The sequence below is a fragment of the Rheinheimera nanhaiensis E407-8 genome, from assembly GCF_000296695.1.
GTDB classification, from domain to species: domain Bacteria; phylum Pseudomonadota; class Gammaproteobacteria; order Enterobacterales; family Alteromonadaceae; genus Alishewanella; species Alishewanella nanhaiensis.
Window position 1 is genome coordinate 1 of the sequence record NZ_BAFK01000004.1, and the last position, 13787, is coordinate 13787.

The following is a 13787-nucleotide window of genomic DNA, read 5'->3' on the forward strand; positions in this document are numbered from 1 at the left end:
ATTACACCCGAGGCCATAAGTAGCCACCCGCTGCCAATGCAACAGCATAGCGATGGCAGTTGGCAAGTGCGGCATAAAGTTGACCACAGCACTGATACGGTATTACGCCTGCGCGGTTATACCGAAAACCGGCAGGGACAACGGTATTACTTTTATACTAACCCGCTGCGTTTTACCCGCTGACAGCCCGAAATCAAAAATCATCCTGATAATAACGGCCGGCATTAAACTGCATAACAACAGCAAAAATCTGCTGTTGTACTTCTGCTGACAGTTGTTTTCGCCATTTATAGGCGGATGTCAGTGGATCTTTAGTCGTACTGTAGTAAGCGCTGTCTTCGCCACCCTGCGTAGAACTGTGTAAATAGGCCAGACACTGCTCGTCCGCCGGCAGCTGACAAAATGCCAGGCAGGTGTTAAACACCTCTAGCGGTCGTTTGCATAAGTCTTCGTACACCAACACCATATTGTGTTGTGTGGTGCTATTTTGTGCCAGCGCAAAATCGTTAATCAGGCCCCAACGCACCGCCAGCCGCTGCTCTTTACTCATCGCCTTTATGTCATCCAGCGTAAAGCGCTGCTCACCGCTTTGCTGCAACAGCTTGTCAAATAAGTCCCAGTCTTGCCAAATAGGAATACTGCCGTCGAATAAACCGCCATCCTGCCCTTTCAGGGTAGAGGCAATATGACCGCAGGGGTGGCGCAAAATGTGAATACTGTAGGCATCGGTTAACTGGCGGATAGCCGCCATGCGGCCTAAAGACTCGATAGATTTCCATACCAGCACTGGTGCAGCCGCCGCTTGCAAGCGTACGGGCTTAACCAGCCCCCTGCTCCCCAGCCGTCCGGCCAGCTTGGTGGCGTAGGACGATGCCAGAAACAGCGCCCAGCTGACGGGGTTTAAATAGGCTTTACTAAAAAACGGCCGGGAGGCGATAACTTTTTCCGTTTTATTGTTTAACCAGCGCGGTAACTGCTCTGCCAGCTCAGACACCGCAGTGTCATCGCAGCCTAGTAACAATGGAATACGCATATTGGCATCGACGCTGTCAGGCTCATGCAGGTAGTAGGTCTGGCGCTGGGCATCAAATAATTTTCCCAGCCAGGTAGTACCGGAGCGCGGCATGCCAAATAACAAGATCAGTTTTTGTTGATTCATTTAGTATCCTTAAACACCGGCCCTGCCTGCAACAGAGCGCCCAATAACCTGTTAAAATTGGAAGTAGATAAACGGCGCTTCAGCCGAAGCAAAAACAATTAAGCCGTACAGTAGCACCAATAGCGCAGGTGCTTTAACGAGCAATGGCCAGTTATACAGCCGCAATTGCCACTGCTCTAAATAGCGTGGCGCTATGCCATGCAACAACACGGCCAATAACAGTGCAGTCGCCCCCACCGCAGTCAGCTGAAACGGTACAGCGGTGTTTTGCCAGATAGCCAGCAGGTAACCGCCTGCCTGCTGTAAATCCTCTGCGCGAAACATAACCCGTAGTAAACATACCAACATAAAGGTGCGGCCAACGGCCAGCGCCCAACGCCACCCTGTTTGCTGCACTAACCAGCCTTTTTCCCGCAACCAGCGCTCCAGCGCCACCAGCAAACCGTGACACAGTCCATACAGCACAAAATTCCAGCCGGCACCGTGCCAGACTCCAATAGCGACAAAGGTAATGAGCAAATTAACATAGACATTACCCTTTTTACTGCCCCCCAGGCCGTAGTACAGGTAATCCCGGAAAAACGATGACATCGAAATATGCCAGCGCTGCCAGAAGTTGGAGATCGTATCGGCCAGATAAGGCCGGTTAAAATTGACCGGCAGCTGATACCCCAACAAGCGGGCACAGCCACGGGCAATGTCGGTATAGGCAGAAAAGTCCAGATATACCTGAAAACTGTAACCAATAAGCCCGAGAATTAACAACCACGATGACTGCTGCTGATAATTGGCAAAGGCCGGGTCGACCAGATGCAGTGCCAACACATCAGCCAGCAGCACCTTTTTTATCAGGCCACGGATAATCAGCAACACACCATCGCGCTGTTCGACTGCCGTAGCACGCTGCATTTGGGTTAGCTGTGGTAAAAAATAACTGGCACGGACTATGGGCCCTGCCACCAGTTGCGGGAAAAACGACACAAACAAGGCAAAGTCTGCCAGGGCGTTAACCGGCTCTAATTCGCGCCGGTAAATGTCGATGGTGTACGACAGCGCCTGGAAGGTGTAAAACGAGATGCCAACCGGCAGTAAAATTTGCAGTATATTAATGTGCGATGCCATGCCCAACAAGGCTGCAATCGATGACAGATTATCGAGGAAAAAATTAAAGTATTTAAACAGGCCCAGTACGCCAAGACTGAACACTAAAGATAGGCTTAACCACAGTTTTGGCTGAGCGGAAAACCTGATCTGGCGGCCACAGTAAAAATTCACCACTGTCATCAGCAGCAACAAGCCACCAAAGCGCCAGTCCCAGCTCATATAGAACCAGTAACTGGCCAACAGCAGAATGGCCTTTTTCTGCCGGTTGCTGTCAATCACGCTAAGCAGCGCCAGTATAGCCAGCAAAAATACGTAGAAATGCAGTGAGGTAAAACTCATTTTGCCATCTCCGGTAAACCACGCAGCGCTTCGGCCAGGGCATCCGCCATCGCTTGCTCACCTTTGGCAGTAAAATGTACGCTGTCGGTAAAATGCTGCCGGCCACCCGGCACCAAATGCGACAACGGCAGATAGTGCACGCCCTGTTGCTTAACGGCTACCTGGGCCAAAGTGTGATTGTACTGCCTAAACACCTCGGAAAATTGCTGTACATCCAGGCAAGGCGTGTAATACAAGGCTGAACTGGCCAGTGCCTGTTGCAAGGATAAAGGCTGCTCTGGCCGAAAGGAGGTTAAGTTTTCGGCCAGTAGAATATGTTGTACCCCACGCTGTTTTGCCAGCTGAATAATCGCCTGCAGTGTTGTCTGATACTGCGCCAATAAGCTGGCAAGATCAGGCATCGGTTGATATTTGTAGGGCACGTAGCGCAGATCTGTAGTGTTTTTCAGCAGTAAGTCGACACTTAGCAACCATTTTGGTGCGCTAAGCTGGGGCAGTGCATAACTTTTACCGCTCTGCTGTTTGCGGCATAAGCGGCCAATATCGTTACTCAGGCCAGAATAAACTATTAAGATATCTTCATGCAGGCCGCTTAGCTGCTGCCGATAAAGCTGATACTGGCTGTCCAGATCATTACCGGGGATGCCGGCATTGATCACCTCAAGCTGTCCGTTCAGACGCTGCTGCAATAATGCCGGAAAGGTTTCGGCATTGGTTCTGGCATAGGCGCCATAAGTGCTGGAGGCGCCCAGTACGATAAGCCGGCTGCTGCCTGGCATTTTTTGCCCCAGCTCTGGCGAGCGCAAACCAAGGCGATTGCTTTGCACGCTGATACTGCTGCCGTCAAAACGTTGGTTGGCGCTGAGTATTTTAAAACCATCACGCGCCTCAAACATACTGACGCTGTTGTCGGTAGCCGCCACTGCGCTAAAAATACTGTTGCCAAATTTAACCTCGGCACGCCATTGCAAGGCGACTTCTGCCAGCACAAACAACAGCAATACAACAATTAAGGTATTACAAAGCTGACTGTCCATAGTCAAAACCCGCTTTGGAGTGATTAAGTTACACTAAAATTTCCACCACCGCCGGATGACCAAGAAAATCCTGCGGGCTGGCGGTGGGGCCATAAGCGCCAGACTGATATACCACTACCCAGTCGCCTACCCCGGCCTTGGGCAATTCAACCCGGTCGGCCAGGATATCCAGCGGCGTGCACAAAGGCCCGACGATAGTGACCTGCTCGGTTGTGTCGCTGCTTAACTTATTGCCGATAGCCACCGGATAGTTCTTGCGGATCACCTGACCAAAATTGCCCGAGTTAGCCAAATGATGGTGCAAGCCGCCGTTACACACTAAATAGGTGGTGCCACGCGAGACTTTTTTATCCACCACTTTGCAGGCATACACACCGGCTTCAGCCACCAGAAAACGGCCCAGCTCAATCACCAGTTCAATATCGCTAAGTGCGTCATCATACTGCTGAAGCAAGTGCTTTAACGAAGCGGACACCTCAGTTAAATCCAGCCGCTTCTCGCCAGCAAAATACGGAATACCAAAACCACCGCCCAGGTTAATTAAATCAGGCTTATAAGGGCTGGCCGCTACCAGTTTGGCCGCCAGTGCAAAGGTAAGCTGATGGGCTTCTATCAGCGCCTCGGGTTTTAGGTTTTGCGATCCACAAAAAATATGAAAACCGCGCAAGTTAACCGGCATATCGGCTATTTTTGCCAGTAACAGCAGCACCTGCTCTTCATCAATACCAAAGGGCTTGGCGCCGCCGGCCATTTTCATGCCCGAGGCTTTTAATTCAAAGGCCGGGTTAACCCTAAGCGCGACCTGCGGCCTACGTTTAAGCTGTTGCCCCAGTTGGCACAAACGCTGTAATTCGCCCTCGGATTCCACATTTAACGTCACGCCAGCGCAGATAGCCGCAGTTAGCTCTGCATCGGTTTTGCCCGGGCCGGCAAAGCTGATGTCGTGCGCTGCCATGCCGGCTTGCAGCGCCAGCAGCATTTCTTTTTGTGACGCGACATCAAAGCCATCTACTAACGGCTTTAAATGCTGCAGCACCGGCCAATAGGGGTTAGCTTTAATAGCGTAATGCAATTTTATCCTGGCCGGCACCGCCGCGCGAAAACGCGCTACCTGCTGGTTAATCACTGCCCTGTCGTAGGCGTAAAACACGTCTTTACCCAGTAGCGTGCTAAGCTCGCTTAACGTATAGCCGCCAATCAGCATTGCGTTGCTGTGTTGCTTAAACTGTGACATCTGCTCATGCGCTGGTGCGCTGCTCTGGCTCATCCTACTGCCCCGTCAAAATAATTCTGGTATTGCTCAGCTAACAGTTTGCGGTCAATTTTGCCATTGGCGTTTTTCGGCAGCGCCGGTTTGGCAATTAACGCCTTGGGCTGCATAAAATTCGGTAGGCTGCGCTTTAGCTGATTCAGCCAGCTAGCTGTGTCTGCTTGCTCACCCTCTTTACAGGCAAATAGCACTAAAATGGCCTGCCCCAGTTCGGCATGCGGCACACCGATAGCCGCGACATCCTGCAGTAGCGGGCTTAGCTGATACACCGCTTCTTCTACCTCGGTCGGGCTAATACGATAGCCAGAGCTTTTAATCATCTCGTCACGCCGGCCAATAAAATATAAATAGCCATCTTCATCGTAGCGTACGGTATCACCCGACCATACCGCCAGTTGCGGCAACTGTATGCCCCTGGGCGCCACCGGATCGGGTTTAAAGCGCTCGGCGGTTTTCTCCGGCGCATTCCAGTAGCCCAGGCTGACCAAAGGCCCCCTGTGCACTAACTCACCGGGTTCATTGGGGCCGCACAGGCTGCCATCTTCGCGCACCACGACAATCTCGGCGTTGGGGATGGCTTTGCCCATCGAACCTGGCCTGTTATCCAGCTCTGACGGTGGCAAATAAGTCGAGCGGAAGGCCTCAGTTAGGCCATACATTAAATAAGGTTGCGCCTGGCTGAAGATCTGCCGCAGCTGCGCCAGCAAAGGCAGAGGCATAGCGCCGCCAGAATTAGTCAGGTAGCGCACGGTATCACTGCTGCCAGGGGCCCAATTCGCCTTAGCCAACTGCGCCCAAAGCGGTGGCACTGCAGCGATACCGGTGACTTTATGCTGCTGCACAGTGCGCACCACGTCCTGCACCAGAAAAAAATCTAACAGCACCACCGCCGCGCCGCTAAGAAAGGCGGTTGTTAATTGGCTTAAGCCATAGTCAAAACTGAGCGGCAACAGCGCCAGCAACACATCATCACAGCTGTTGCTAAGATAACTGGCTACGCTTTGTGCGCCTACCAGCATATTGCGGTGCGACAACACTACGCCTTTGGGTTTGCCGGTGCTGCCCGAGGTGTACAGTATGGCGGCCATATCGGCATCGGTACTGTGGGCATAAGGTTTAACTGGCGCATCGTGCGTTAACAGCAAGGGTTTTACCTGAATATGCGCCATGCTCATCACCACGCCAGGCTCTGCATCGGTCAGTATAACGGTGTGTAAATCGCTGCACAGGTGTAACTCGGCTTCCAGCGCGGCCAGGCGTTCTTTGCTGGTTACCAGCAGCCGCACATTACAGTCTTGCAGAATATGCGCGACCTGCGCCGCCTTTAACCCCGGATTAACCGGTACCGCCACAGCACCGGCTAAAGAGGCGCCAAACAGGGTGTAAACGGTTTCGAATTGTTTTGGCAGATAAACGGCTACCCGGTCAAAGCGCTGTATATCACACTGTTGCAGCAGTGCAGCGGTGGCATTTATGGCTTGCGCTAATTCAGCATAAGTTAACGCCTGCTGTTTAAAGTACAGTGCTGTACGGCTTGGATAACGCGCAGCCGATTGGGTGATGAGATGGTGGATATTTTTGGTCATGGCGTCCTTCAGACCTTTCACTTTTAATCCCTTTGTGTGCAATAATAAAACAGTTTTGCAAAAAAACCGACTGGAATTTTGCGTTCTGTTGCACAAGTTACACAAGGTTTAGCTTACAGGGACGCCACACTGGACTATTGTTTTAAGGAAAGCCTAATGTCACAGCACCATCTCCTCGCCGATATTCTGCGTAACGTATTACAAATAGATAAAGATTTTACCGACAGCACGCCACTATTGGGCGCAATTGCTGAGTTTGACTCGATGGCGGTGATTGCGGTGATTACCCAATTGGAAGACCAACTGGGTATTGAAATTAATGACGACGAAATTTCTGCCGAAGTGTTTGAAAGCTTTGGCCAGTTACGTCAATTTGTTGAACAAAAACAGGCGGCCTAACAGCGTTGTTTAGCCCCGTTTTCAGTGTTTTAAGGACGCGCTATGCATAGTTTTTCCCGTGTTTCTGTAATTGGCCTTGGTTATATCGGTTTACCTACTGCCGCTGTTATTGCATCGCGCGGGGTAGAAGTACTGGGCGTTGATGTGTCAGAGCATGCTGTTAACACCATTAATCAGGGCAAGATCCACATCGTTGAGCCGGATCTGGACATGCTGGTACAGGCCGCAGTAACTACCGGTAAATTAAAAGCCTCACTGACGCCTGAAAGTGCAGAGGCTTTTCTTATCGCCGTACCTACGCCTTTTACTGACAACAAAAGCCCGGACTTAAGCTATATCCGCGCGGCACTGGAAAACATTGCGCCAGTCATCGCAAAGGGTAACCTGATTGTGCTGGAATCCACCTCTCCGGTGGGCACCACCGACAAAATTTCCGCCTGGCTTGGCGAGCTGCGGCCCGACTTAGTGATGCCACATCAGGACCCGGACAAAGCCGATGTGTATATTGCCCATTGCCCGGAGCGCGTGCTGCCAGGCCGCGTGTTACAGGAACTGGTAAGTAATGATCGTATTATTGGCGGCATTACTGAGCGCTGCGCGCAAAAAGCGGTGTCGCTGTATAACCTGTTTGTCCGCGGCGAATGCTTGCTGACTAATGCCCGCACTGCCGAGATGGCTAAACTGACGGAAAACTCGTTTCGCGACGTCAACATTGCTTTTGCCAATGAACTGTCAATGATTTGCGACCATTTAAAAATCAATGTCTGGGAGCTTATTAAACTGGCTAACCGCCACCCAAGGGTAAATATTTTGTCACCTGGCCCTGGTGTAGGCGGCCACTGTATCGCGGTAGATCCCTGGTTTATTGTCGACTCAGCGCCAGAACAAGCACAGATTATCCGCAAAGCTCGCGAAATCAACGACAGTAAGCCACACTATGTGATCAACAAAATTAAACAAGCCGCTGATCAGTTTAAAAAGCCGGTTATTGCTTGCCTGGGTCTGGCCTTTAAAGCCGACATTGATGATCTGCGTGAGAGCCCGGCGCTGGATATTGCAATGTCATTACTGCATGACAATGTTGGCGATATTTTATTGGTGGAGCCCAATATTAAGCAGCTACCGAAAAAATATGCCGAACATAACGCCAAGCTGACTACCCTGCCCCAGGCACTGGAGCGGGCAAATGTGCTGGTGGTGCTGGTCGATCATAAACAGTTTAAAACACTACACCCTGTTGATGTCGCAACCAAAGTGGTTATCGACACCAGAGGGATTTTTGGTTAACTAAGGTTTACTTGCTACAGGGAGTGTACGATGAAAAAGACAACCATACTGGCCAGCGCAGTGATGCTGGCCTTGCTCAGCGGTTGCGGCGGTAAAGACGCCACCGAGCATTATCAGGATGCGCAAGACTATATAGCCCAGAACAAATTTAACGCTGCGGTTATTGAGCTTAAATCTGCCATTCAACAAATGCCTGAACAGGCGCAATATCGCCAAACCTTAGGTTTACTTTATCTGCAAACCTCAGATCCTGTGTCTGCCAGCAAAGAATTAAGCCGGGCATTAGCCTTAGGCGCCGAAGCAGAAACATTAGCAATACCATTGATGCAGGCGCTTTATCTGTCTGAAGACTATCAGGCGGTGCTGGCCGGTTTGGGTGAAAAAGTTACCCTCAGCGACCACACTAATAATTATATTAAACTTTACCAGGCACTGGCGGAAACAGAGCTCAGCGGTATCAATGCTGCCATTCCGATGTTCGATACACTGTTATTAACCGACCAAGCTGATCTTAAACTGTTTGCCGAAGCCGCGTTATCCGTTAATGCTAAACATTACGACAACGCACAATCCCGGCTGGCTCAAATAGCAACGGATAGCCCGGTGTACTACCAGGCATTGCTGATGAATGCACATTTAGACTTGCTATTACAACAACCCGATAAGGCGTTGGAAAAGCTAACTAGTTACCTCAGCTACATGCCCACTGCATTAAAGGTGAAGTTACTCACTGCGCAAATTTTGGTGCAACAGAATGCCTTCGATGACGCTGATACTCACCTGGTACAAGTGCTAAAAGCAGTGCCTGAGCATGGGCTGACAAATTATCTTAAGGCTGTGGTCGAATATCAGCGGCAAAATTACCAACCGGCAAAAGAGCATATTGATAAAGCGCTACAAGGTGGGCAAACCACATTTCAAAGCCGTGTATTGGCCGGGCTTATCAGCTACCAACTCGGTCTTGAAGCGCAGGCGCTTAATCATTTTTCCAGCGTAAAAAAACAGCTGCCCGCGATACCAGAGGTGAACAAGTTATATGTTGCACTGCAACTTAAAGCAGGCGAAACCACTGATGCAGCTTCAAGTTTGGCGCAAGGCACTCTGACAGCAGATGATTTAAAACTGGTCGCGCACACTGCATTTCAGCTGTTACGGGAGGGTGACCAATCTGCCGCCATCGACATGCTTGGCCGCTACCAAAATGCTGTCGGCGGTGAGGACCCAGAAGCACTGCGTTTAATGGGTAATGTGCGCTTAGGCATTGCCGGACAAGAACAAGCTGGCCTTAAGGATCTGGAACACGCTTTACAACTAGACCCCAAACAGCACCATACCAGAATGGTGCTGGCCAGTAGTTACATCAGACAGAAACAGTTTGATAAAGTGCTGCAATTGGCAGATGAATGGTTGGCTGATGAGCAGACCAAAGCTGCAGGATACAACCTGAAAGCCATCGCCTACTTACTAAAAAATGATGCAGATAACGCAGGCAAAATGCTTGATGCAGCAGATCAGGCAGAGCCTGGTAATACCCAGACACTGTTTATGCGCTCTGCCCAGGCCAGAATGCTCGGACAACTGCAAAGGGCCGATGAATTGTTACTGGAAACATTGGCGCAAAAACCTGACTTTTTACCGGCATTGGTGACTTATCAGGAATCTCAAAACCGGCAGGGGAAACCAGAACAAGGCTTAGCCGTAGTAGAAAAAGCACAGAGCGCACATCCGGATAACAACGAAATCCGCATGTTGTTAGCGGCCATGTATCAGCGACAACAAACTTTCGACAAAATCATAACCTTACTCGCGCCAATTGCTAAGCAACATCAGGAATTAACGCAAAACCTGTATACGCTGTTAACCAATGCTTTTATTCAAACCGGTAACCGCGCTGAAGCACTTACCCTCTCTGAGCGCTGGTACAAACAATTCCCGAAAAATCAGTTGGCCGGGCTGATGTACGCCAATATGCTGGCTTATCACAAACAATATCCTCAGGCGGCAAAGGTTATTGATGAAGCCTTGGCGTTAAACCCCGACCAACCGGCCATGCTAAAGACAAAAATGGCAGTCGCTATTGAGCAAGGCAGCTATCCGACAGCTATCGCTGCATATGAAAAAATGCCGCAAGAGATGAAAGAAAGCGCAGAGGTGTTGTTTCATTATGGCAGGGTGCAATTGCTTAATGGACAAATCACACCGGGAATCAATAGCCTGACACAATCTTATGCAAAAGTGGCGGACCCCATTACCGCTATCGCGCTGGCCGAAGCCTATGCTAAAGATGTGTCATACCGCAAGGCGGTTAATTTTGTTGAGCAACATTTTGCCAAGCACGGTGACAGCCATGCCGGGCTGAAGTTTTATTACGCCAACTTATTACTAAAAGAGGACGCAGCCAAAGCCAGTGAGGTGTATGCCGATATTATTAGCCAGCATGCAGATAATTTTGTCGCGCAGAATAATTACGCCTGGGCATTGCTGGAGGCTGGTAACGCGCAAGCCGCTTTGCAACACGCGGAGCTGGCGTTTAAACTTAACAGCAAACATCCGGATGTGCTTGATACCTATGGCAAAGTGCTATTTGCTTTAAAGCAATATGACAAAGCTAATACACAGTTTAAACAGTCACTGACACTACGGCCTGATAACGCTGAAGTACAACTTAACTACATTAAATCTTTGCTGGCTTCCGGTGATAAGGTGGCCGCAAAGGAGATACTGGCAAAAGTGCGTACCGATGATGCCGTGTTAAAAAACCAGCTATCTGAACTGCAACAACAGCTAAATTAGCGCCCATTACGTCCTATGCAAGAAAGGCCATGTCAGATTACTTTACACATGGCCTTTTCTTTCACTATAGAAACATCCAAAAATTAATAAATAACATTTTAAATCAATAACATATAGCGAGCTTCGCACCATGGCATATATCCTGCTTACTTAAGACAAGGTAATGACTACCTAACCCGATTAACTCGTAGGGAGCAGAAAATGAGAAACATTTACAAAGCACTACTGACAGGGATTGCATTAAGCTGTTCTGCAGCCCCCGCATTAGCCGGCAGCGTCTCTGTTGGCGGCGTAACCTGGGATCCTGATTTTTCACAGGCTTTCCCACCCTTAGATGACTTTACTGCGCAAACTAAGTTTGCCCAATGGTATGTTGGCGCCGCCACGCCTACTGCAGGTCTTGGTGTGGGTAATATCGGCGTTGTACCTAACCCGGCTGATGCTATTGCTGTTGGCGCTGCAGGTGTGGGCGATGTATTAGTGGGATACGGTATTATTGACGTTATAAATGGTACTGGTGAAGTCGATTTTTGTACTAATTACCCATGTCGTTTAACCTATACTTTTGGCGGGTTTGCCATCACTGGCTTATCTGCGTCATTAAACCCACAACCACGTCCTCTGTTCAGCGGCGGCTGGGTTAACTTTTATCTGGATGATACAGCGCCATTCGTTGGTAATCCTAACCTTACTAACCCAAGCGAAGCAGCCACAGGTAACCTGTGGTTATCCGCAAATGCTGAGTCCTTCCTAAATGATTTAGGAGAGGCAACAACGTTAAACTTCCTTGAAGGCGGTATTTTTACCGGTTCTGCGGAAGCGTTTTTGAGCGTAATTGGCGGTGCAGCCTTTGGTAATTTTGATACTGACGTGTTCACCGCCCCAGGTGGCGCAGTAGCTGATTTCCTTTACTCTGGTAATGCGTCATTTACGAATGCCAGTGGCCAGTTAGACCCAACAGCTATGTACTCTACCAACGGTAACGGCCAGTTGCGTGGCGACTCTATCCCTGAACCAGGTATTTTGTTCCTGTTCGGTGCAGGTTTAGTCGGCCTTGGTGTAATGCGTAAAAAAGCTGCTTAATAAGCAAGGCTTCATAAAAGGCTCTGTATCACAGGGCCTTTTTTATTGCTGTATCTTAGCTAACTTAGGCGGCTGTAAACGTTTAGAGCTACGTTATTTAGTTGAGAAATAGCCGGGATCATAGCGGCCCGGACTAATAAGATGATGCGGGTCGATGGCATTTTTTAACTTATTGACCATTTGCCAGTATGGCGAGTTGGCATCAAGTAAGTCTCGTTGCTGTTGTAAATTTAACCGATAAGGCACCCAGCCAGATTTAAGCCCCCGGGCAACTAACTCTTGTAAGCACTGCTGCGCCAAACGGGTTGCCTCTTCATCCTGGCGGTTAAACACTATAGGTACGGTGCTATCTACCGTATCGTACTTTAAGCTGGTAAAGGTTATCATCGGCTCAATACCATAACGCGGACAGACGTCCCGCACCATGCTGATAAACTGGCGCATACTCTGTGCTTGCATTGGGATAAGAGGGGCATACCAGAGCAACCCACAGCCATCACGCGCAGGATGTAAGGCTGTGCCTGTTGCGGCCTTTGGATTGCGCCAATAAGCCAGTGGCAATGCTACCTGATTGGGTTTGCCCTGCATAATCTCTATACCCAAATCGAGCGACGCTAGCATTGCCCTCACCCCGGCAAGTTGATTTTTCGGCAATATATTCAACACTGTGCGCGCAACACGCAGTAGTGCACCGCCAGAGAACAGCGTGCGCTTAGCCCTGCCATTAACAAAACGACGCACTTCCGTGCGTGCTGCTTTAACTACCGAGTGCTGCCCATATAGCGTACCGACCAACATCCAGCCTGGGGTGTCATATTGCTTTGCTAATTGGCTAACTTGTTGCGCCGACATCGCTATATGCTGTGCTTTACCATTAGGATTTTCAGCCATCATTGATAATAGCCGGCGTTGATCCATTAAGTTTACGGAGCCAACAACACCGTCCAAACGCTGCAAAATGGCAAAGGCGATCTGCTGCGCCAGTTCAAAATCACTGTCATTGGCAAATTGAATATAAAAAGAATCAAAAGCTTCAGGCCGGCGTTTTAGCCTGAGACTGATCTCGGTAACGATGGCAAAGCCAGATTGGCTAAACAGCCCATCGATATAAGGGCCGATACCATATTTATAGGTTTTATCAATAAAATCGTCACCGGAGCTATCCAGCTCAGAAATCGGCGACTGATAAAAGCTGCCATCGGCCAGATAACCCTTAATGCTGTTTACTGCGGCAAAATGGTCAGTAAAAGGTGTAATACCATAACCGCGTTCCAACGCATTCGCCAAAATACTGCAACTGGGGCCAGCGCCAGTGACCGGTACCATAAAATCCAGCTGACGTCGTTGTAGCTCATCATAAAGCATTTGCTGGGTGACGCCGGGCTGCAGCGTTACAATACCCAGCTCAGCGCTGGTTATGCTGATCTGGGTCAGCGCTGACAAATCGAGCAGGATAGCGTTTTCAGCGTTAGGCGCGGCAGAGCCATAGCCCCAGTTTTGTCCTGTACTGATGGGATGAAACTTTAGCGCAGCAGAGCCCTCTGCCGCTGCCCTGGCAGCAACATTCAGCACTTGCTGAATATCCTCCACAACGCCAATTTTAATTACGCTATCAATAGTGTTGGCAAAACCCTCACAGTTATAACGGTAAGGTGCCAGTGATGCGTCATCGGTCAACACCCTGCTGCTGGGGCTAAGTGAGGCCGCAAGCTGAAGCAAAACAGCGTTTT

Annotated in this window: 11 protein-coding genes; 5 read left to right on the forward strand and 6 right to left on the reverse strand. The window is 49.8% G+C overall.

What is annotated here, in order from left to right; all coding sequences use genetic code 11:
* On the forward strand, positions 1–183 hold a 183-nt coding region (locus tag RNAN_RS19215), incomplete at its 5' end, for a hypothetical protein (RefSeq protein WP_040551675.1).
* A 10-nt stretch (positions 184–193) separates the two neighbouring features.
* Here the strand turns inward: RNAN_RS19215 and RNAN_RS04170 are convergent.
* From RNAN_RS04170 to RNAN_RS04190, 5 genes are read right to left on the reverse strand one after another with little or no spacing between them, the layout of a single operon-like run.
* On the reverse strand, positions 194–1159 hold the full coding sequence (locus RNAN_RS04170) for a sulfotransferase (protein ID WP_008219092.1): 966 nt from the start codon (positions 1157–1159) through the stop codon (positions 194–196).
* A 51-nt stretch (positions 1160–1210) separates the two neighbouring features.
* Positions 1211–2602, reverse strand: a complete 1392-nt coding sequence (locus RNAN_RS04175) for an MBOAT family O-acyltransferase (protein ID WP_008219094.1) — start codon at positions 2600–2602, stop codon at positions 1211–1213.
* Positions 2599–3639 (reverse strand): SGNH/GDSL hydrolase family protein, encoded by a 1041-nt coding sequence (locus RNAN_RS04180; protein WP_008219096.1) that lies wholly within the window; start codon positions 3637–3639, stop codon positions 2599–2601. The genes RNAN_RS04175 and RNAN_RS04180 overlap by 4 nt, the downstream gene beginning before the upstream one ends.
* 28 nt (positions 3640–3667) lie before the next feature.
* Positions 3668–4906 (reverse strand): pyridoxal-dependent decarboxylase, exosortase A system-associated, encoded by a 1239-nt coding sequence (locus RNAN_RS04185; RefSeq protein ID WP_008219098.1) that lies wholly within the window; start codon positions 4904–4906, stop codon positions 3668–3670.
* Positions 4903–6495: an acyl-CoA ligase (AMP-forming), exosortase A system-associated gene (locus RNAN_RS04190; protein WP_008219101.1), complete on the reverse strand. Its 1593-nt coding sequence runs from the start codon at positions 6493–6495 to the stop codon at positions 4903–4905. The genes RNAN_RS04185 and RNAN_RS04190 overlap by 4 nt, the downstream gene beginning before the upstream one ends.
* Before the next feature lie 156 nt (positions 6496–6651).
* On the opposite strand from RNAN_RS04190, the gene RNAN_RS04195 reads away from it, so the two are divergent.
* The 4 genes from RNAN_RS04195 to RNAN_RS04210 all read left to right on the forward strand — a co-directional run bounded on the left by RNAN_RS04195 (position 6652) and on the right by RNAN_RS04210 (position 12057).
* Entirely contained in the window at positions 6652–6894 is a 243-nt protein-coding gene (locus tag RNAN_RS04195) for an acyl carrier protein (protein WP_008219103.1), read from the forward strand.
* Positions 6895–6936: 42 nt separating this feature from the next.
* The gene (gene wecC / locus RNAN_RS04200) at positions 6937–8181 is read left to right on the forward strand and encodes a UDP-N-acetyl-D-mannosamine dehydrogenase (RefSeq protein ID WP_008219105.1); all 1245 of its coding nucleotides are present in this window, start codon (positions 6937–6939) and stop codon (positions 8179–8181) included.
* Between the two features lie 30 nt (positions 8182–8211).
* A complete protein-coding gene (gene prsT, locus RNAN_RS04205; protein ID WP_008219108.1) occupies positions 8212–10974 on the forward strand; it encodes an XrtA/PEP-CTERM system TPR-repeat protein PrsT in 2763 nt (920 codons plus the stop codon).
* A 201-nt stretch (positions 10975–11175) separates the two neighbouring features.
* Positions 11176–12057: a PEP-CTERM sorting domain-containing protein gene (locus RNAN_RS04210; RefSeq protein ID WP_008219110.1), complete on the forward strand. Its 882-nt coding sequence runs from the start codon at positions 11176–11178 to the stop codon at positions 12055–12057.
* Between the two features lie 93 nt (positions 12058–12150).
* On the opposite strand, the gene RNAN_RS04215 is transcribed toward RNAN_RS04210, so the two are convergent.
* Positions 12151–13737, reverse strand: a complete 1587-nt coding sequence (locus RNAN_RS04215) for an FAD-binding protein (RefSeq protein ID WP_237739888.1) — start codon at positions 13735–13737, stop codon at positions 12151–12153.
* Positions 13738–13787: the final 50 nt, after the last annotated feature.